Raw genomic sequence first — 20,571 nt, forward strand, 5'->3', positions numbered from 1 at the left:
ATATTACCTACCTTTCATCAATTGGTAAGCTTATTATAACTTTTGTCCATTTATTCAAATCACTTACTACATTTATAAAATAATCATACCTATAGAAATTTTTTATTCGTTGTTTTGCAGCCACTATACCACTTAAAGAGTAATTTATATTGTTTTCTTCAGAATTTATAAACTTTAATTTTTCTTTTGGTATTCCTATTCCGTCATCCGTAACTGAAATTATTATGAATTCATCTTTTTTATCTACAACTATATTTACATCCCCAACATCCTCTTTTTCCATGATCCCATGGACTATAGAATTTTCAACAAATGGGAAAATGCTCATAAATGGAAGTTTAAAATTATCTACATTGCCTAAACTAATACTAAAACTTAATCTATCACTAAACCTAATCTTCTGCAAATTTAAGTAATCTAAACAATAATCTAATTCTTCTTTTAATGTAACCACTTTATTAGATTTATAAAATGTATTTCTTATAAATTCTGTAAATTTGTAAGTTAGATCACTTGTTTTTTCTGCATCTTCTATTAATGCTAGTGAATAAATATTATTCATTATGTTAAATACAAATTTGGGACTTATTTGAGTATATAATGATTTTAATTTTAATTTTTCTAAATTATTTTGTAATTTAATTTGTTCAGTTTCCAATTTGGTAGACTGCTCACTACTTTCATTTAACTTCTTTACAGTTATCTTATGCATCCCTTCTTCTACTAAATATTTTGATAAGTGTAGAATCATTTGGGATATATTTTTAATTTTTTCTAGTGGAATAGTTGGAAGTCTATTATATGCATATATAAGCTCTTGATCTCCTCCTAGATCGCAATTAACATTTGTAACACTTTCTAAATATTTTTGTTCATCTTGATTTATAAGAACTTGTCCAGCCATTATATCTCCTATATATTGCCCTTGAACTATAATAGGTACCGCAAAATCTACTAACCCCTTATGACATATGTATATATATGGCTTTCCTGTTCTTGTAGCTTCGATTCCACCTCTTGAATCACATCTTTCACATAATTCTGATTGTTTTTTGTCGCGGCGTATAATACTGCAAAATTCTGTACAGCAACTATGTTTTGTAACAGGTTTACCTTTATAATCTGTAGTTATAATAGAAATTTCTGTAGCTTTTGCAATATCGTCTTGAATATTCTGGAAATCATCGATACTTATTATATCCTTAAGATTAATAATGTTATTCATTCTTCATCACCACAATCATCCTTCTTTTAAATTATGTAATTTTAAACTATATTAACTCATTGTGATAGTTAAACTCACTAGTATCACTTACAACTACAAGAGCTCTCATAAACTTACTACTCTATCATCAAAATAACAGTAGCTAATGATAATAAGCAAAAGTTGAAACCACATTTTCTTAGCTATTTAATATATAACTAGAAAGTCTAAATGCCTGTATACATCTATTAAAGTGTCTACAGGCATTAAATATTTTCTATTAGGTTCTTTGATAAACTACTTTATTGCCTCTGAAATTTCTGTGAATATTACCCCTAATCCATATGCTCCTGCATCTGGATATCCTAAACTTCTATCACCAACGGTTCCCGCACGTCCCATACGCGCAACTATTTCCTCTGTCTTTTTTGCTCCTTCGACAGCTGCTTTAGCCCCAATCTCAAACGCTTCTTTAAAATTAATGTTTACTTTTGCACAATCTATCCAAGCATCAGCACATGGTACTAGAGCATCTATTAGTGTCTTGTCTCCAACGACAGCTCCTCTTCCAAAAGAACGTTCTCCAGTAGCTTGAATTCCTCTAACTGCTGCCTGTATCATTTCTGCAAATTCTGAAACTGTTAATTCAGCCTTTTCTGATACTTGCTTTCCTGCTGCCCTAAATGCAGATCCCCATATTGGACCTGATGCTCCTCCACAGTATTCCATTATTACTAATGAACATGCATTTAAAAATTCTCCTATTGTTTTATGCTCTTCTGAAAGAATTTGTTTCCATTCCCTTTTTAGCTGCTTAAATCCTTTTGCCACACTCATACCAAAATCTCCGTCTCCAGCATGAGAATCTAATTCACAGAATGGTACTTCATTTTTAATAATAACTTCACTCATTTTATCAATAATATAAATCATATTATCTAGATTTATTTTTTCATTATTAATACATGCAAATTTCTCACTAGTTTCTGCCTCAAAAGTAACTTCATTTTCTGCATCATCACTCTCCTGCAATGCTGTATATTCAATTGCATCTACTGGTCCAGAAACTTTAAATGATGGTGCATCGCATTTTTCTGATAATAACTCTTTAAGTTGTCCATCTAACTTCATTAATGACACTGATGCACCTTGCATATCTATGCTTGTCATATAATTTCCTACAAAAGTTCTGCATATGTTAATGTTTCTCTTTGCTAATTCTGCTGTGACAGAATTATTAAATAAGTATAATTCTTGTAATGGAGTTCCGCCAAATCCATTAATCAACAACGCAACTTCTTCATTATTTGTTCCATCTATTTTCATATCCTTTAAGATAGAATTTATAATTCTTTCAGCTAGCTCATCAGCTGTACCTATTTGTTCTCTCTTAATTCCAGGCTCTCCATGAATTCCAACTCCAAATTCCATTTCATCTTCTGCTATTTCAAATGTTGGAGTCCCCTTAGCTGGTACTGTACATGATGAAAATGCAAATCCTAAGCTTCTGACATTTGAAACAGCCTTTTCAGCAATCTTTTTAACTTCTTCCAATGATAATCCTAACTCTGCTGCTGCACCTGCTATTTTATGTACAAGAACAGTTCCTGCAACTCCACGACGTCCAACAGTGTATAAACTATCTTGAACTGCAATGTCATCATCTACTTTAATATAATCAACCTTAATTCCATCTTCACTTGCTAGGTATGCTGCATTTTTAAAGTTCATCATATCTCCACTGTAATTCTTAATAATTAATAGTGTTCCTTTTTCACTACAGGTAGCTTTTATTGCTTGATAGATTTGGATTTGAGATGGCGAAGCAAATACATCTCCACATACTGCTGCGTCTAACATTCCTTTGCCTATAAATCCTGCATGGGCTGGTTCATGTCCACTTCCACCACCACTTATTAGACTAACTTTATTTTTATTAATATTTTTCTTCTTCATAATTTTACATTTTCTTACAAATTCTAATTCCGGATGTGCCATAGCTATTCCATTACACATTTCCATTACTACATTTTCTGCTTTATTCATTATTTTCTTCATTACTTAAACACCTCTATAATAATTTTGTAATATTCACCATATTCTGCGACAATAATTACTTCCAATTCTTCAACCTTTATTGGAAATGAAATAAATCTAGCTTTACATGTAACTAAATTTTATTTAAAGCCATTTCTTTTAATACTATTTTAATTTCTTCTATATTTTTATTCATACTGCATTCAACAGCAGCTGTTATTACACCTTCAACTAAAGGAGCATCTATAATTTGAATCTTTTCCTTCATAGAATCATCCAAAAATTCTATAGCCATGTCTGTATTCATAAAGGCACTTCCAAGATCAAAAAATATCATTACACCATCTTCGCTATAAACTTTTTCTATGGCTTCAGTTATTTTATTAATACCAGTTCCAATTCTATTATCTTCAGTTCCGCCTGCGGCCTCAATCTTAACCTCTGGTGCCATTTGACCTGCAATATCCTTAACACCTCTTGCTACTAAATCACTATGAGATACTACTACAATTCCAACCATTTTATTTCACCTCACCTCTAAAATTCTTCTGCAATTGTATTAAGTATTAGATACATTGAAGTTGCTCCAGGATCTTGATGACCGATACTTCTTTTATCTAAATAGCTTGCCCTTCCTTTTGTTGCAACTATATTTTTAGTGTTTTCCATTCCACTTTTAGCTGCATCCCTAATTGCAATTAAAATATCTTTTGAAAATTTGTTTTCATCTAAAGCTTTTTTACCTGCTTCTATTGCTGGTGCTAGCGTATCAATCATAGTTTTTTCACCTTCTGTTGATTTTCCCCTCATCTTGATTCCCTCTAAAGACATTTCTAACACTCTTATAAAGTCATTTATATCCATACAGCTTTTCTTCGTAACTACGCTTGCTGCTTTCATAAAAGCTGTTCCATATAATGGACCAGATGCACCTCCAACATTACTTACCAATGCCATTCCACAATTTTTTAATATATTACCTAAATCCTCTTCTGGAATGTCATTTACTTTTTCTACAACTGCCTTAAATCCCTTGCTCATATTAAGACCATGGTCTCCGTCTCCAATTGCTGCATCTAACTCACTTAAATATAATTTTTCTTTTTCTATAACATCACTTATTTTATTCAAAATGTCTTTTAACCTATTACCATTAATCATTTCTAACCTCCTGAAGTATACTTTTAAAATACTTTAAATCCTGGGGTATTAGCTTTTGCGTCAAGTAAATTCTTAAGTTCTTCATCGAGCTTCAATATTGAAATAGAAAATCCTGCCATCTCCAAAGATGTCATAAATTCTCCAATGAAAGTCCTATGAATTCTTATTTTCTTACCTTCTAATATCTCACTGACTTTTTTATTAATTATATATAGTTCCATATTTGGAGTTGAGCCTAAACCATTTATAAGAACTGCAACTTCTTCTCCATTATTTATTGTTATGTCATCTAATATTTTATTCATTAAATGTTCTACTATCTGGTCTGCACTTGAAATCTTTTCTCTATGAGTACCTGGCTCTCCATGTATACCCATTCCAATTTCAACCTCATCTTCACCTAAAACAAAATTTGCTTTTCCAGCTGCTGGTACTATACAAGACGATAAAGACATTCCCATACTTCTAACATTGGCTACAGTCTTATCTGCAACTCTTTTTACTTCCTCTAAAGTACTTCCACTTTCAGCCTTAGCCCCAGATATCTTATGAACAAATACAGTCCCTGCAATTCCTCTTCTTCCCGCTGTATATAAGCTATCTTCTACTGCAACATCATCGTTTACAATTACTTCTTCAACTTTTATTCCTTCCATTTCAGCCATTTCTCTGGCCATTTCAAAATTCATAACATCTCCAGTATAGTTTTTTATTACAAGCAAAGTCCCTTTTCCATCATCTGTAGCTTTGATTGCTTCATATATTTGATCTGGAGTTGGGGAAGTAAATACTTCCCCACATACTGCACCATCTAGCATTCCATATCCTACATATCCAGCATGTGCAGGTTCATGTCCACTTCCACCTCCACTTATTATTGATACTTTATTTTTTGACTTATCTGCTCTAAGTATCACATTTGTGCCATCTAATTTTTTTAAATATTCTGGATAAGCAGATGTAAGTCCATCTAACATGTCCACTAAAACATTATTAGGATTATTTATTAACTTCTTCATTACTTACATGCCTCTTTCTTTAGCTTATAATCTTTACCTATTTTATCTGCTGTAACAATTGCTGCTGCTACTGCCTCAATAGTTATTGGGAATGGCATAGAATAAATTGATTCTTCTTTAATACATGACTTTTTAGCAACTTCCATAAGTTCCTCTTCTGTAATGCTATCTACACCAATATCTGATAAACAAATTGGTAATCCTACTTCTAAGCAAAAATCTAATACTTGATTTAATTCTTCCATAGGCGCATTTTCTAAAACTAATTGTGCTATTGTACCAAATGCAACTTTTTCACCATGGAAATATTTATGAGTACCTTCTAATATAGTTAGTCCATCATGAATAGCATGAGCTCCAGCTAATCCACCACTTTCAAAACCAATACCTGATAAAAGAATATTTGTTTCTATAACGTTTTCTAAAGCTGGTGTAACTAAATTGCAATCTGACGCTGCCTTCGCCTTTGCTCCATCACTGATAAGTGTTTCATAACATAATTTTGCAAGTGCTAGTGCTGTATTAGTTCCTTTTGCTTCACCACACGTTCCTTCTCTATATCCGCAAGGTAATCCCGCATTTACATTAGAATATGATTTTGAAGTTGCTCTTGCCTCAAAATATGTTGATAATGCATCTCCCATTCCTGAAACTAAGAAACGAGTTGGTGCCTTTGCAATTACTGTAGTGTCTATTAAAATTACACTTGGACTTTGCTTAAAATAAGCATAATCATCAAATGCACCTTCTGGTGTATAAAGAACCGCTGAATGACTTGTTGGTGCATCTGTAGCAGCTATAGTTGGAACTATAATTAATGCTTCTCCTTCTGCAACACATTTAGCTGTATCAATCGCTTTACCACCACCAAGACCAATTGTGCATGCACACTTGTTTTTCTTAGAAATTTCTTGTAGTCTTGCTACTTCTTCTCTAGAACATTCTCCTTTAAATCCACTTTCTACAAAAGTAATTTCAAACTTTTCACAAGTTTTATTTAGCTTATCCTTAACTCTTGCAACATCATCCTTGTGTGCTATTAATAACGCTGATTTTCCAAAACTCTTAACAAAATAACCTAAATTTAAAATTTCATCTTCACCTTGTACGTATTTAGTTGGACAAATAAATGCTTTTCTCATAATTGATTTCTCCTTTTCATTCAAATATTTTTAAGTTGCTTTTATTATAATATCGTTTTCAAATAAATACATTGGACTAAAATGACAAGAATTTACGATTTCAAACCGTAAATTCTTGTCATTTAATCGATTAATTGTATTTTTCTATTTATCTGACATTAAATAAATATTGTTTATATAATGAAAAGAAACTGTTTAAAAATGCTTTAATACATTTTTAGACAGTTTCTTAACAATTATTTTTTCTTACAATATTTCCTATAAAGAAATGGCGTTACACCTTCATATTTTTTGAATATTTTTATAAAATATCCTACTTCACTAAATCCAAGTTCATCACTAATTTCATTAATCTGCATACTCGTTTCCTCTAATAAGCTCTTTGCCCATTCAATTTTTAGTTTAGATACATACGTTGAAAAATTCTCTCCCATTTCCTTTGTAAACAATCTGCTAAAATAACTTATGCTAATATGACAAATCTTGGCCATTTGATCTAATTTAACGTTTTCACTTTTATGTTCATAAATATACTCTATTGCTGGTTTTAAAGTATCATTTACTTTAACATTATTATCATTACTTAAAGTGCTATCTTTAATATAAGCATTTATTATAGCATTAGACATTTCTTTTTTTGCATTTTCAATATTCTTTATTGTATAATCCTTCAATGTGTTTGAATCTATTTCAGAATGTCTTTTCATTACCTTTTGATACATATCTGAAATCAAATTTTTTTCTAATGACTCCTCTACCAAATAGTTGCATAAAGAAAATAACATATCGGCAATTTTATTTACTTCCTCATATGATAATACAGGCAATTCATAGTAATATGCTTTAAAATCCTCCAAAGCCTTTTTAGCTATAGAGTTTTTAGGTAAAACTACTATTTGCTCTAATATGCTTTCAGCATCAGCATTTAATAATTTTACCTGTCCTGCCATAACTGCCCCAATATATTTACCTTCAATCATTATTGGAATAGCTATATCTATTATATTGTAATGGCATAAATACATATATGGTTTATTTAAGCGGACTGCCTCAAGCCCACCTCTCGAATCACACTTTTCACAATACTTTACAAGTTCCGAATTACCTCTTATTTCATTACAAAATTTATGACATCCACTGTGCTTAGTAACTGGATTACCTTTATAGTCAACGATTATTATTGCCATCCTTGTAACTGCTGAAAGAGATTCTTGTAGACTGTCCCATTTTTCTAAATCTATAAGCTTTTTTAAATCAAAACTATTTTTTATCAATTTTTACTGCTCCTCATCTCTATCAATAATATACATATTATTTTATCATATTACAGCAAAAATATATTAATTATTTTATATATTAGTATTCTCTTTTAATACTAAATCGAAGCAATATTTCAATAACTAATTAGCCCCTAGCACCCAAGGCTCCTGAATAGTGGTCTTTAAATTATTATAAGCATTAATGAGTGTTCTTAGTGATGAATCTAACTGCTCACTTTTTAGAACTAAAGCATTATAATTGTTTTCTGTCATCAGTCCTACATCTACTTGTGTCTTTGCATATTTAAGTTTTGTGTTAGTTGACTTTATTGTATCATTTAAGTCATTTATTTTATTTTCCAAGTCAAGCAACGTTGAATAAGCTTGCCTTAATCCATTTTTCAAACTCTTTTTTGAATCATCTAGCTTAACTTGTGCTTCCTCCACTCCATACTTACCATCTACATATGCTCCATACTTAGTAAGATCCATATAATACTTCAATGCATTTTTTTCATAATTTATAAGTTGAAGAGCATAAGAACTAAGTCCAATGGAATAAGCACCTTCGTCTAATTCAACTGTTCCTGTAGCATCATCTTTTTTCATATATGAAGCTGAAGAGGGGATTCCACCAAGTGGCATGCTTGGAATATCTTTATTCATAATATCCTTTACTCCATCATCCTTTAAGTCATCTAAATAATCCTTTGTAAGATTAATTAATTTCTGATTATATTTTAAATAAGTTTCAATTTTATCATTTATGTATTCATCACTTGAACCATCAATTTTAAATAAATTATATTCTATATTGGGATCTAAAGTATAATTTGATAAATTCAAATTAGTTAAAACTCCTAAATAATCCATGCTATCCTTTAATGAATTTTCTTTTGCATCTATATCATTTTTTAAAGAATTAATTTCAATCTGCTTATCTGTTAATTGATTTGAGGTTGCCATGCCGATTTGCACTTTTGTTTTAATAGTTTCTAAGTCTTTATTTTTTATATCTAAATTTGTCTTAGCTTGACTTATATCTATTTGCTTTATAATAATTGCATTATACTTATTAGTGATGTCACTCGATATTTGATCTTGTAAAAAATCTTTCGACTGATTTGTTTGTTTTTCTAAAAGCTCAAGCTTGTCATATGGAAAATCATATATTTTTTCACCAAGACTCTCATAAAAGTCATTAGTTTTATCCTGAATATCTTCTTTCTTTCTGTACATAGAAATTTGCTGAGACTTTAGATTTAAATCTTCACTATTAGTTATAGCTGCATTTATAACCTGATCTAAAGTAAGAATTGGTTTACCGTTAGATGATTGTCCATTTATTATTTGGGCACTTACTATTTCATTATTTTTTTGATTCTCTATTGCTAAGACTGGATTTATACTTCCGCTTACTATACTTAATCCAATTCCAATAGCAACTATATTTTTTATATTCTTCTTCATTTATTCTTCCCCCTTGTATTAAATATTTCCAATTAATAGATTCATAATTCCATTTGAATAAACATATAGTGTTCCACAATGAGAACTGAACTTATGTGAATATCAGCCGAAATTGAATCCATATTTGTTCCATGCGACTATGAAATATATCCTAACTAAAAATAAGAATTATGCTTTTGTGAAATGTTTCATTAGGGATTTGATGGTTTTGATTCTTAGATTAGAAGTTGTTCCAAGTATGCTAGTTCAAAGCTCGCCTTTGAGGCTAGCATGTTGGGTGCAACTTGTGATCTTAGAATCATCCATCATAATTTCCTTAGAAACTGGAACAACAGCATAATCCTTATTTCGGCGAGCTATTGCATAAGTTCGGGTCTATCATAAGTTTCTATTGATATTTTTTCGTCTTCTTCCTTTGATATCTTCTTATTTCTATATTTACTCAGTGCAATTCTAGCTGAATATAATACAATCCCTATTAAAAACCATTCTTCTGCATACATTATTCCACTTTTTATATATGGTAATATAACATCCCATCCAACTGCTTTTAAGTTTATGAATTTTAATGGAAGTGCTACATTCATAAATGGCCAAATATTTTTAATTATTCTAGGAAGTCCGCTAGGCATTGCATACTCTGGGAATGGAATTCCACTAGCTAAAAAGGTTACTATATTTATCATGGTAAAAAATTGAGTGAAATATATTAAATTATCAAATAATGCTGCAAATAAAACTCCAATAGCTGTAACGTCAATAAGGAATATTAAAGTCAACGTCAAGTATTCTAATATATTTCCACGAAGAGGCAAATCAAAGTATTTTCCTAAAATGCATAAGGCAATTAAGCTTGAAAATACTGATATAAAAAGAATCATTAAAACTCTTGCTAAAAGAATAAGTATGTTTTTCACAGTATCTTTTGATTTAAAATTGATTAAAGTTAGCTTTTCTCTAGTTTTTATTAAAGCAGGCACTAAAAATGTCATAAGAAAAGTTCCCTGTAGCAGATATGGTACAAGAGAATACATCAGGTATCTTATATAGCTAAGCTGTGGTTCATAAAGAACACGCTCACTATATGAAAAAGTCGTAATGGCTTTCTTTGCATTATATGGCATCATATTTTTCCCTTCAAATACTTTAAGTTGAATTCCAGCATTTATAGTTCCTGTGACTCCATTACAATATGCATATAAATTACTTCCAACAACAACGTTTGTTTCATCTATTAATAATGCAACACTAGGGGATTTCTTTTTGACAACATCTTTGTTAAAATCTTTAGGAATAACCATTCCCCCACTAACCTTTTTCTCCTTAATCGCTTGTTGTAATTCTTCTTGTGAATCTGCATAATAATTAATATTAACACCTGGACTCTTTTTAAGTTCTTCTATTATAGTACTAGATAAAGATGAGTTATCCATATCTACTATTCCAAAAGGAATATTTTCAATATAGACTTTACTGAAAATACAAGCCACAAAAATTACTATACTAATGTGAAGTAAACTAAGTGAAATGATACTTTTTTTATCTCTAGCTAGAAACTTCAGAAACCTCATCTTTTTTCCTCCTTCTAATAACTTTATTTAAAATTTTCTCTTTAATATTAGTTCTTTTCTTTGAAATACTTTTAATTAGCAGTATAACTAACATAATAATCCATGTGAAAATCATATATTTTATCAAATAATATAGATTAGGCACTACATAATTAAAATTTAATCCTAAAAGAGATAAGTCTCTCATTGGAATTCCATAATATAGGAATGGAATAATTTTAGATAATTTTTTAAACATCTCAGGTGCAGCCATTAGTGGAAATGTATACCCTGACAGTAAAACAAAAGATGAAGCCATAAGGCTAGAGCTACTCACTGCTTCTAGCTTACTTTTTATAATCAATCTAAATAAAATCCCTAAATTTATCATAGCAATACTAAAAGTTATAGTTAATGCAATTCCAGCTTTAACTGATCCTCTATAAGGCATTTGAAAATATTTATATTGTATAAACATCAATAGAAAAATTGAAATTGAACCTATTAATCCAAAAATAATGCTTTTAATTAATAAGAAAAAATAGTTTTCTTTTTCCTTTACTAATAATGCGCCAAGTGAAATAATTCCTATCTGGGCAATTCCAATTAACATTCCTTGAAGTAAAAAATTAGCTGTGCTTCTTGCTGAATTCCCTAAAAATATAGAATCAGTTTGTATGGGAATAATATTATTTTTAATTTCCTGAGGCATTATCCCAAGTTTACCTTCCCCAATCTTCATTAAATAACTAACTTTAATAGTCCCTAAAATTTCAGCTATTCTAGTCTTACCTGCACTTACTGCTGACATCTGGGAACCATCATAGCAAACCATGATTTTAGGGGCCTTTCCATCGTTTAAGTCTTTAGCAAAATTTGCAGGAATGATAATACCAACCACGACTTTCCCTTCATCCATTGAATTTTTAACATCATTATCATTCTCACTATAATTAACTACATTAAATACTTCGTTTGTATTTATTTTAGTAATAAAATTTTTACTCAAAGCTGAATCATCATGATCAACTATCATTGTAGGGACATTTTTTACTACATGTTCACTATATGTATAACCTAAAGCATAACTAGAAATAGCTGGTATTATCAAAAGTAACATAACAGAAACTATAATTTCTTTAGACTTTATAAATCTTTCTTTAAGCTTCGATACTATTTCCTTCATACCTATTCTCACATCACTTTCCAAAATCAACAAAAGCAGTCATTCCAGAACGGAGTGGCTTATCGTTATCAGTCAATTCAACTTTAACACCATAAGATAGTACATCAAATTCACCATTATCATTTGTTGCTCTTTTAACTGCAAAATCAGCATCTTTATTAATTCTAACTACTTTCCCCTTAAATTCCTCGTCCTTATATGCTGGAATCTTTACAGAAACTTCTTGTTCTAAGTCTACTTTAGATAAATCTGTTTCTCTAACATTACATAATATTGATGGTTCATCAGTTTTAGTAACTACAATAAGCTGCATTCCTGTTGATATAACTTCTCCTGCTTCAACATTGACTTGTGTTATTGTCCCATCTTCTGGTGCGGTAACTGTAGCATAATTAAGATTTACATTAACTCCTTGAAGTGCTGCTTCCGCCTGTTTTATTTGCCCTTCAACTGCTTCAACTGATGCATTTGCCTGATCTACTTGTGCCTGAGCAGCCTTTATATCTTCTGGTCTTGCACCGCTTTGTGCAATATCATACTTATCTTTTGCTACCTGCATTTGAGTTTCAGCATTATCAAAATCCGATTTAGGAATTGAACCTTGATCATATAAAACTTTTAGTCTATCTACAGTTATCTTCGCAAGATCATAAGCAGACTTAGCTTGGTCAATTTCTTCTGGTCTTGCACCATTTTGAGCTAACTCAAGCTTTGCACTTGCAGCATTCCTAGCTGCCTGCGCAGCATTTAGCTGAGATTTTGCTGTTTCAATTTGAGCTTGTACTTGAGCTTGTTGAGCTGCCAATGTATCACTATCAACTATAAGGAGAACATCTCCTTTCTTTACATTATCACCTTCCTTAACTTTAATTTCTTTGACCTTTCCAGGAATTAATGTATTTACATTAACATCTGTCATGTCAACATTTGACTGCACTATTAAATTACTCTGAGTCTGCTTTACTAGCTTGTCTCCAGTTAATGTAGATACTGGCGTGCATCCTGTAAATATATTAGCTACAACCATTGAAAATACTACTAATGCTGCATTTTTTACTTTCATAAAATTCCTCCTAAAATATAATCTAGAAAACTTTATTTTCTAAAATTTAAACCTCATAAATTGTATATTTATTGTTAACTTAATTAGGATTAATACATATATTGACATTATATTTTTTATGAATTATCCTTTATATAGACACAGGTCTATTATAGAAATATGTGGATTCTTATTCAATAATCAATATTAATGGATAAGTCTGTTAATAAACTAAAATGGTAAATTTGTCTATTAAATGGGGGATTACAAATGACAGATAGGCGTAAAAGAAAAACACAACAAGCTGTTCAAACTGCTTTTGCTAAATTAATATCAAATAAAGATATAAAAGATATTACTATAAAAGAATTATGTGAAGAAGCAGACATTAATAAGAGTACATTTTATTTACATTACAAAGATATTTACGATTGTGCAGATAGTTTTATGAATTATGCCGTCGATAAAACCATTAAAGTTATAGAACCTTATGATTTTACCGAGTTAATAAATCACATGCCAGAAATAATTGAAAAAACATTAGATATATTTAGGGAAAATAGGGATCTTTATGTTCCATTTTTCAATTCACCAAGGCACTCTTTTTCTATGTATAAGACGAAACAGCTTATTATTAAAAAGCTTTTAGAAAAAACTCAAAATGATGAAAAATCAAGACTTGTAAATAAGAGTAACATCTCCTTTATTGTATGTGGACTTTTTGGTATTCTTGAACAAATAGAATTTGATGAAATAACTCCTGAAATAACTTCAGTACTAACATCTAAAATTCAAAATGGATTTATTCCTTCTAAAGATAATCATTAATTTAACGCAACATGTTAATAAACCCTAACGAACTAAAATAAAAATGAGCAACTGAAATTAAATAACAGCCTAAAACACGTTGTATTATGCTTTAGGCTGTTTCCTCGCTATCCATATTTAATATTTATAGCAGGCTCTTTTATTCATATTCGTATCCATTATAAGTTTGCTATTTTGGAAATTCACAATGTACATTTCACAATTAATGCCAAATTTTTGAAATATCTTTAGAATTATAATGAAGAATTATCCTTGCAATATATTAAAAAAAATCCTCTTTTATCTTCAATTCTGTAAATAAAACATTATAACCACTATCAATAGGGCTGCAGCAATATATCCCACATTTAACATTTTTCTTTGGACTGTGTAGATGACAAATTCTAAGTTGTCTCCAACCTTTATTTAGAACATTAACCTCTATTTTATAGTCGTTTCCTTGTCTGCTAATTCTAAATTCAGCTTCATCAACTTGTTTATCTAACTCTTGTGTAGACCAATCTGAATATCCCAAATTAGTTACAACAGCACCAAGTTTTGGAGGATTATCTAACTCATATTCTATAGAAGTCTTCAGCCAATTATCCTCATCCACTCTTACTGCCAATCCACACTGGTCAAATTGATTGATTGGATTAAACTTAACCTTTGTTGTCATAGTAAAGTCCTTTTCGATTTCTATATAAAACATATGAGCATTATCATTTCTAAACCCATAATGAGTCCTTTGCCAAAAATCAGTTACCTTATCAGGTTCCACGTAAATTCCCTTTTCTCCCACTTTCCACACTTTAGGTTCATATAGCCACTTCATCTTATCTACTGACGAAGGATCATTTACTAAATCAATAAAAACCTCTGACTCTTTTTCTAATATTTTATCATTTTTTATTATTATATCTGCCTTTGCCTTAGGATTATCTATTGAAAAATGCTGTCTTTGAAGCCACATGAAATAATCTCCATAAAGATCTTTTTTATCTTCATCACTTCTTTCTATGGACGATGTAAAAGTACAATCTAACCATACGCTTATATCAAAATTAATATCTACAGTATTCTTAAATATTAATGCTCCCTCAACTATAACTATATCATTACTTTTACATGCATTTTCAATTTCATTTTTTATTGAAGAAAAATCATAAGCATTTTCATAGTAATACTTAGATGGATTAATATTACTAAGAGATTCTTTTAATACATCTTGATTCTCCTCTAAAGAAATTGTATAAACATTATATTGGCCTGGGTATCTTTCTTTTAATTTATTAGCGAAAGTAGTTTTCCCACTTAAACTTATGCCGCTAATACCAATTAACGCCTTTGAATTTTCTTTCACTTTTTCATTTATTAAAGAATATAACTTTTCCATGATTAATACACCAACTCCCTCAGTAATATTTCTTATTATATTTTAGCATATGAAATAAAATAATAAATTAAATATGCCCTTCATATTTCGTGCCAGACAGATATGTAAATTCTGCTTATAGCCGATCTACTAGAAGAATTTACTGTCTCAGCATGATGCGAAATATGCAAACATACTAGGCTATTATTTTTTAGTTGTACCTTAATGTAGATTTATAATAAATAATTATACTACATAATTATTTTCAGAAGTCCTCCTAAAATAATCTTCACATAAATTAATTGATTTATTTAACTTGACAAAATAAGGAATTAATATCATAAATATATATATAATAAATGTACTTATAATAAATATATATATTAAAGGAGATGTTAAAATGGAGTTAACATTCAAATTAGAAGTAAATGCACCTAAGGAAGCTATTTGGTCTTATTATGCTGATCTTGAAAAAAGACATGTTTGGGAAGAAGATTTAGAAAGCATTAAATTTAATGGAGAATTAAAAACAGGAACCACTGGAACAATGAAACTAGAGGGAATGCCAGAGATGTCTTTTACTCTTACTAATATAGTTCCTAATTGTTCTTATTGGGATAAAACTGATGTCCCTGGGGTTGGAGGCATATATTTTGGACATGACATATTGCAACAAGATGGTAAAACTTTCATTCAACATACTGTGAGATTGGATAAAGAAAAACCATCAGAAGATGATTTAAATTTTCTTTGCAATGTATTTTCTGATGTACCTAAATCTACTATGATAATTAAAAAGGAGGTTGAAAAATAAATTGGAATTTCCATCAAATCGCTTTAAAGATGATGCAGAATCGTCAACCGGACTTCTTTTTATTCGTGTATATAATAAATGGCATTCCATTATAAATCAAGAGTTACGTAAATTAGGGATTACTCATCCTCAATTTGTAGTGCTTACCACCTTAAACTTTCTCAGCCAATCTGATGATAATGTGACTCAAGTAAGTATTTCTAAGATGGCAGATATGGATGTCATGTCAGTATCCCAAATCGTTAAGGGATTAGAAAAGAAGGAATTTATAAGAAAAACTGTAAATCCGAAAGATAGTAGAGCAAATGCAATTATACTACTGCCAAAGGGGCAAGAAATGGTAAAACTCGCTCTTCCTGTTGTTGAAAAAATAGATGATAATTTTTTTGGTATTTTACAAGAAAATGAAAAAAACTTTCGTAAGTATCTAAATCAATTAGATTAATATTTATTTAAATATAATACCAAAATAAAAAAATGGATAGAGCTCAAAATATCTATCCATTTATATATATATATGTTGAAATTCACAATGCACATTTCACAATTCACAATTGCAGCTAAAATTCTTACAATATTTTTAGAATTATGATGAAGAATTATTTTTGCGGTATATATATTTAAACATATTATACATTAAATATAATTTTTATATGGGAAACTGGCTTTTGTGCTGAATTAAATAGACTACTTAGTAAGAACTTTAAATAGTTAAAAGCTCTCTTCCAAGAGTTCTGTCATATATTTTTTTATCATTTATTTGCGCCAAATTCCATGTCACTGAATATTCCATTCTTCTTTTAAAATCGCATATATTACATCATCAACCCACTCATTGTTAAACCAAAAACTTTTTTTAAAATGTGCCTCTTTTCTCATTCCAATTCTCTCAAGCAAAGTAATAGACTTTTTATTTTGAGGATCAACCGATGCCGTTATTCTATGTTTATTTAAAACATTAAACAAGTAATCTATCACGCCTGTTACTGCTTCAGTAGCATACCCTTTTCCTTGATATTTTTCAGATAATGTATATCCAATTTCAACTTGCACATTATCTTCATCACAAAAGTGAATACCAACATCTCCTATGAACTCATTAGTTTCTTTAATTATAATTCCAAGCTGGTGCCATGTATCTGGTATATTGGGAATTCTTGATACTTTTTCAGAAATAAATTCCTCTACTTCTTTAAGCAACTTAGGCCTCCAAGTTTGAAATTTACCTACTTCTTCACTTGATCGATATTCAAAAATTGATTCAGCGTCTAAAGGCGTAATACACCTTAATTCTAATCTTTCCGTTAAAATATTTATTTCACTTGCATCCATTACTTTTTCCTCCACTAGCATTCCGTGTATTTTGTTTAGTGTTACCTTCATGTGGTAATTATAACATAGTTAAATAATAATTATTAATATGATATTTCTTTTCTATTACCATGTGACCTCTTTGGACAAATACTATATTGCTTACTAAAGGCTGAACTATAATTGGAAGAACTATATCCATAATTAATTCCAATATCAGTAATAGTTTTGTCTTTTTCAACCTTAAGACTTACTGCACTTTGATCCATTTTTATACGTTTAATAAAAGAATATAAACTTATTCCTGTTTCTGCTTTAAACATTCTACTAAAATGATATTTTGAAAAATTACAGTAATTAGCAACATCTTCAATAGAAATCTCCTCATCTATATGCTGCAAAATGTATTCAATGCTTTTATTTATCAAAGATTTTTTAATTATCACTTTAAGGCCCTCTCCCAAATACTTTTTACATAAACTAAAAATTTCGTTTTGATAAAAGTTTACTTTCATTATAAAGAAATATTACTGAAATTCTGATTTTCAATAACAACAATAAATAGAAAATATAAGCTTCACCAATCATTATTTTCATATTTATTTTATATTAAAAACATCTCTCACTTCTTTAAATTATAACATATTTTGTAAACATGACATTGTTCATGACACATTGCAATCACTTATAAAAATAGCCTTAGACAATATATAAATGCCCAAAGCTGTAAGTCATATTTATTATATAATTCATCGTATCAGTATAAAATACTAAAATTTCTGCATTCCCCATATTATTAATAAATTAAAAGTATAGAAGTATCTATATCAAATAATACTTAAAATATATAAGTCTCTTATTTCTATTTTATGAATTTTCGTCTATATACAGACATTAATATAATAATGTTAAAAACAATTAAATATATTCCCGTAGGCATACTTATAACTTTTGAAACCATTAGAGCAAGTAACAATATAAATATTGTTAAATTTAGTATTAAAAATCTACTTATTTTAGGTTTCTTATCTGAATCAGACATTTTTTGAAATTCGCTTATTTTACTATAATGCTCTAAACATGGTATTGTTGTAAAAATAGAAACTGCCATTATTGGTATAGAAATAATAAAAAGCACTGTATTATATATATCAGGCAAATAGCTATATTTAACAAAAGCCATTAAAATAAAAAGTATACTAAAACAAATAGAAAATGGCATTGCCACCTTTTTTAGCGATTGATACATGCTTATATGCTTTTCTATTTCAGTATCATTATCAGTATAAATTTTTTTTGTTCCTTCAGGAGCACTAAATATATGAATTATATTTCCTATCGAACACACATTAGTCCATCCTGCTTCATTAAAATATAAAAAATATTCTTCATCTGGATTTATTCTATAATCTAAAGCATATTGGAGTTTTTCAGGATCAGCTTTTTTTAATTTATATCCCATAAATGCAAATTTCTCTAATTTCCATCCTCTACTAGCATATTCAGATAGCATCTGCATTTCCTCGTCCTCAGCAGATGACAATACTTTACTCATAATATATTTTGTACCAAACATCTATTATAACATCTCCCTATCATTAAATGCATTCTCAGCAATTTTAACCATTTTACGCTTTCTTTCAAGCTCATTTTTTAAAGATTCGATTCCTTTATCAGTTATTACATAAACTTTTTTCTTTTCTAATTCTTGCGTAAGTTCTATAAATTCTGCATCAAGAAGTTTTTTTATGCTAGTATATAATGATGCAGGACCTATTGAGAACTCTCCTTCTGACATTTCCTCAACTGATTTCATAATTAAATAACCATGCTTAGGCCTTATTAAAGATAATAAAATATAGTAATACGCATCCGTAAGTTCGCCCATATCTAAAGAATTATTTCTAGCCAGATCTCATACACCTCCTCTATATCATTTAACGATATATCATTAAATAAACTATATCATTAAAAGATATATATGTCAATAAATGATATAGTATATTTTTGATATAAATACTATTATTGTTATATTATCCAAATAGCAGTATTACATTTTCAGGATTTATTATGAATTTTCTTCTTTAAACAAAACAAGAATTTTTATGCTTCTACTTCAAGTTGGTTTATTCTTAATGTCACTATTAATATTAATTGTGATTCTTATATAAAAAATCTCAAAAAAATAGTAGCCCCATTTGCAATTTGGATGGCTACCATTTTTAATAAAAAACAGTTATTTTTGCTTAAACTTACTTATCGTCATTTATTTGTGATATGATTTTCCGTAACTACTTCAAGTGAGGTTTTTCCATTTTATTCTTATGCAATTTCTATCCAGTGACTTAAGATATTATCTATTACAAAGCCTCTTTTTAAATACATATTTAAAGCAATTGAGTTTTTTTCAATAACAGTTAATGTAACCTTATCCACATTAACTCCATTTAAAGTGTATATAGCAGTTTCTAATAATCTCTTTCCATAACCTACACCTCTAAACTCATTACACAAGCCAATATCAAAACTCCCAACCTTATTCTCTATCTCTATATTCATAAATCCTATTAATTTGTTTTTATCTCTAACTAAATAATATCTATTTTCACTATTATCATTTAAATATTTCTCTATATCCTCCATTTCGTAATAGCAACCATGGGGCATATCACTAAATGATTTATTAAAAACATTAAGATACTCTTCCTTATTTTTCTCTGATAGATTAATTAACTCTAAGGGTTCACTAGTTGTTTTCCTATTTCCAAGTTTCATTTTATAGGAATTATAACTTGGAATATATTCTAACTCATTAAGTAACTTTAAAATTTTCTCATTCCTTACCCCTAATAAGATTTTGATGCACCCCTTACATTTACCAAGATTAATGGCAGATGTAAGAATCTCACTTACAATATGAACCTCATTCTCTACATTATTAGCTACATTTAAAAAATGAATATATATTACTCTTAAATGCTTTATGGCTTCTAGGATAACTTTTACTGAACCTACTACCTTATTATCCCTAAAAAAAAATAATATTCCCTCACCAAAATTATAAGCCTTTGTATCGAATTCCTCTTTTATTTGTGGTATAGATTTATCATTTTTTTCTAAGCTATTTAAATATAATTGTACCTCTCTTATTTCATCCCCATTTAAATTTCTAAACTCTTTTATCATCTAAGACC

19 protein-coding genes and 1 pseudogene are annotated in these 20,571 nt (G+C 29.4%); 3 read left to right on the plus strand and 17 right to left on the minus strand.

The features are described 5' to 3' along the window. Positions 1-7: 7 nt before the first annotated feature. From ACJDTP_RS15005 to ACJDTP_RS15055, 11 genes are all read right to left on the minus strand, one after another. On the minus strand, positions 8-1,225 hold the full coding sequence (locus ACJDTP_RS15005; protein WP_406761693.1) for a PocR ligand-binding domain-containing protein: 1,218 nt from the start codon (positions 1,223-1,225) through the stop codon (positions 8-10). Between the two features lie 276 nt (positions 1,226-1,501). After that, positions 1,502-3,262 (minus strand): dihydroxyacetone kinase subunit DhaK, encoded by a 1,761-nt coding sequence (gene dhaK, locus ACJDTP_RS15010; RefSeq protein ID WP_406761694.1) that lies wholly within the window; start codon positions 3,260-3,262, stop codon positions 1,502-1,504. 112 nt (positions 3,263-3,374) lie between these two features. Continuing rightward, positions 3,375-3,761 carry a dihydroxyacetone kinase phosphoryl donor subunit DhaM gene (gene dhaM / locus ACJDTP_RS15015; RefSeq protein WP_023976754.1) on the minus strand — a complete coding sequence of 129 codons (387 nt, stop codon included), beginning with the start codon at positions 3,759-3,761 and terminating at the stop codon, positions 3,375-3,377. A 17-nt stretch (positions 3,762-3,778) separates the two neighbouring features. Continuing rightward, positions 3,779-4,402 (minus strand): dihydroxyacetone kinase subunit DhaL, encoded by a 624-nt coding sequence (gene dhaL, locus ACJDTP_RS15020; protein ID WP_406761695.1) that lies wholly within the window; start codon positions 4,400-4,402, stop codon positions 3,779-3,781. A gap of 23 nt (positions 4,403-4,425) precedes the next feature. Beyond that, positions 4,426-5,421 (minus strand): dihydroxyacetone kinase subunit DhaK, encoded by a 996-nt coding sequence (gene dhaK, locus ACJDTP_RS15025; RefSeq protein WP_406761696.1) that lies wholly within the window; start codon positions 5,419-5,421, stop codon positions 4,426-4,428. Next, on the minus strand, positions 5,421-6,563 hold the full coding sequence (locus tag ACJDTP_RS15030; RefSeq protein ID WP_078117176.1) for a glycerol dehydrogenase: 1,143 nt from the start codon (positions 6,561-6,563) through the stop codon (positions 5,421-5,423). The genes dhaK (ACJDTP_RS15025) and ACJDTP_RS15030 overlap by 1 nt, the downstream gene beginning before the upstream one ends. A gap of 236 nt (positions 6,564-6,799) precedes the next feature. Then, positions 6,800-7,837 carry a PocR ligand-binding domain-containing protein gene (locus tag ACJDTP_RS15035; RefSeq protein WP_078117175.1) on the minus strand — a complete coding sequence of 346 codons (1,038 nt, stop codon included), beginning with the start codon at positions 7,835-7,837 and terminating at the stop codon, positions 6,800-6,802. Between the two features lie 126 nt (positions 7,838-7,963). Then, complete coding sequence (locus ACJDTP_RS15040) at positions 7,964-9,292, minus strand: TolC family protein (protein WP_406761697.1); 1,329 nt, start codon at positions 9,290-9,292, stop codon at positions 7,964-7,966. 356 nt (positions 9,293-9,648) lie between these two features. Beyond that, a complete protein-coding gene (locus tag ACJDTP_RS15045; protein ID WP_023976761.1) occupies positions 9,649-10,863 on the minus strand; it encodes an ABC transporter permease in 1,215 nt (404 codons plus the stop codon). Further along, positions 10,838-12,028, minus strand: coding sequence for an ABC transporter permease (locus tag ACJDTP_RS15050; RefSeq protein WP_174775798.1), 1,191 nt, complete (start codon positions 12,026-12,028; stop codon positions 10,838-10,840). Before ACJDTP_RS15050 ends, ACJDTP_RS15045 begins: the two co-directional genes overlap by 26 nt. Before the next feature lie 13 nt (positions 12,029-12,041). Further along, positions 12,042-13,091: an HlyD family secretion protein gene (locus ACJDTP_RS15055; protein WP_406761698.1), complete on the minus strand. Its 1,050-nt coding sequence runs from the start codon at positions 13,089-13,091 to the stop codon at positions 12,042-12,044. 249 nt (positions 13,092-13,340) lie between these two features. Between ACJDTP_RS15055 and ACJDTP_RS15060 the strand changes: the two genes are divergently transcribed. Next, positions 13,341-13,898 (plus strand): TetR/AcrR family transcriptional regulator, encoded by a 558-nt coding sequence (locus ACJDTP_RS15060; protein WP_039769659.1) that lies wholly within the window; start codon positions 13,341-13,343, stop codon positions 13,896-13,898. A 262-nt stretch (positions 13,899-14,160) separates the two neighbouring features. Here ACJDTP_RS15060 and ACJDTP_RS15065 read toward each other — a convergent pair whose 3' ends face one another. After that, positions 14,161-15,273, minus strand: a complete 1,113-nt coding sequence (locus ACJDTP_RS15065) for a DUF1349 domain-containing protein (RefSeq protein ID WP_023976765.1) — start codon at positions 15,271-15,273, stop codon at positions 14,161-14,163. A 379-nt stretch (positions 15,274-15,652) separates the two neighbouring features. Between ACJDTP_RS15065 and ACJDTP_RS15070 the strand changes: the two genes are divergently transcribed. Continuing rightward, a complete protein-coding gene (locus tag ACJDTP_RS15070) occupies positions 15,653-16,066 on the plus strand; it encodes an SRPBCC family protein (RefSeq protein WP_023976766.1) in 414 nt (137 codons plus the stop codon). Between the two features lies 1 nt (position 16,067). Then, positions 16,068-16,511 carry a MarR family winged helix-turn-helix transcriptional regulator gene (locus ACJDTP_RS15075; protein WP_031276329.1) on the plus strand — a complete coding sequence of 148 codons (444 nt, stop codon included), beginning with the start codon at positions 16,068-16,070 and terminating at the stop codon, positions 16,509-16,511. 332 nt (positions 16,512-16,843) lie between these two features. Here the strand turns inward: ACJDTP_RS15075 and ACJDTP_RS15080 are convergent, their stop codons facing one another. From ACJDTP_RS15080 to ACJDTP_RS15100, 5 genes and pseudogenes are all read right to left on the minus strand, one after another. Further along, the gene (locus ACJDTP_RS15080; protein ID WP_406761699.1) at positions 16,844-17,398 is read right to left on the minus strand and encodes a GNAT family N-acetyltransferase; all 555 of its coding nucleotides are present in this window, start codon (positions 17,396-17,398) and stop codon (positions 16,844-16,846) included. A 122-nt stretch (positions 17,399-17,520) separates the two neighbouring features. Further along, positions 17,521-17,823, minus strand: a pseudogene (locus ACJDTP_RS15085) (AraC family transcriptional regulator); the annotation flags it as partial. 416 nt (positions 17,824-18,239) lie between these two features. After that, entirely contained in the window at positions 18,240-18,953 is a 714-nt protein-coding gene (locus tag ACJDTP_RS15090) for a DUF2812 domain-containing protein (RefSeq protein WP_406761700.1), read from the minus strand. A 3-nt stretch (positions 18,954-18,956) separates the two neighbouring features. After that, positions 18,957-19,289, minus strand: a complete 333-nt coding sequence (locus ACJDTP_RS15095) for a PadR family transcriptional regulator (RefSeq protein WP_077838187.1) — start codon at positions 19,287-19,289, stop codon at positions 18,957-18,959. Positions 19,290-19,699: 410 nt separating this feature from the next. Then, on the minus strand, positions 19,700-20,563 hold the full coding sequence (locus tag ACJDTP_RS15100; RefSeq protein ID WP_406761701.1) for a GNAT family N-acetyltransferase: 864 nt from the start codon (positions 20,561-20,563) through the stop codon (positions 19,700-19,702). Positions 20,564-20,571 lie beyond the last annotated feature (8 nt).

The sequence above is a fragment of the Candidatus Clostridium helianthi genome (genome assembly GCF_045310795.1).
Taxonomy (GTDB): domain Bacteria; phylum Bacillota; class Clostridia; order Clostridiales; family Clostridiaceae; genus Clostridium; species Clostridium helianthi.

Excerpts from the sequence above, each read along its gene's own strand:
- ACJDTP_RS15005 (WP_406761693.1), bottom strand. The coding sequence starts at position 1,225 with ATGAATAACATTATTAATCTTAAGGATATAATAAGTATCGATGATTTC.
- dhaK (WP_406761694.1), bottom strand. The coding sequence starts at position 3,262 with ATGAAGAAAATAATGAATAAAGCAGAAAATGTAGTAATGGAAATGTGT.
- dhaM (WP_023976754.1), bottom strand. The coding sequence starts at position 3,761 with ATGGTTGGAATTGTAGTAGTATCTCATAGTGATTTAGTAGCAAGAGGT.
- dhaL (WP_406761695.1), bottom strand. The coding sequence starts at position 4,402 with ATGATTAATGGTAATAGGTTAAAAGACATTTTGAATAAAATAAGTGAT.
- dhaK (WP_406761696.1), bottom strand. The coding sequence starts at position 5,421 with ATGAAGAAGTTAATAAATAATCCTAATAATGTTTTAGTGGACATGTTA.
- ACJDTP_RS15030 (WP_078117176.1), bottom strand. The coding sequence starts at position 6,563 with ATGAGAAAAGCATTTATTTGTCCAACTAAATACGTACAAGGTGAAGAT.
- ACJDTP_RS15040 (WP_406761697.1), bottom strand. The coding sequence starts at position 9,292 with ATGAAGAAGAATATAAAAAATATAGTTGCTATTGGAATTGGATTAAGT.
- ACJDTP_RS15045 (WP_023976761.1), bottom strand. The coding sequence starts at position 10,863 with ATGAGGTTTCTGAAGTTTCTAGCTAGAGATAAAAAAAGTATCATTTCA.
- ACJDTP_RS15050 (WP_174775798.1), bottom strand. The coding sequence starts at position 12,028 with ATGAAGGAAATAGTATCGAAGCTTAAAGAAAGATTTATAAAGTCTAAA.
- ACJDTP_RS15055 (WP_406761698.1), bottom strand. The coding sequence starts at position 13,091 with ATGAAAGTAAAAAATGCAGCATTAGTAGTATTTTCAATGGTTGTAGCT.
- ACJDTP_RS15060 (WP_039769659.1), top strand. The coding sequence starts at position 13,341 with ATGACAGATAGGCGTAAAAGAAAAACACAACAAGCTGTTCAAACTGCT.
- ACJDTP_RS15065 (WP_023976765.1), bottom strand. The coding sequence starts at position 15,273 with ATGGAAAAGTTATATTCTTTAATAAATGAAAAAGTGAAAGAAAATTCA.
- ACJDTP_RS15070 (WP_023976766.1), top strand. The coding sequence starts at position 15,653 with ATGGAGTTAACATTCAAATTAGAAGTAAATGCACCTAAGGAAGCTATT.
- ACJDTP_RS15080 (WP_406761699.1), bottom strand. The coding sequence starts at position 17,398 with ATGGATGCAAGTGAAATAAATATTTTAACGGAAAGATTAGAATTAAGG.
- ACJDTP_RS15090 (WP_406761700.1), bottom strand. The coding sequence starts at position 18,953 with ATGTTTGGTACAAAATATATTATGAGTAAAGTATTGTCATCTGCTGAG.
- ACJDTP_RS15100 (WP_406761701.1), bottom strand. The coding sequence starts at position 20,563 with ATGATAAAAGAGTTTAGAAATTTAAATGGGGATGAAATAAGAGAGGTA.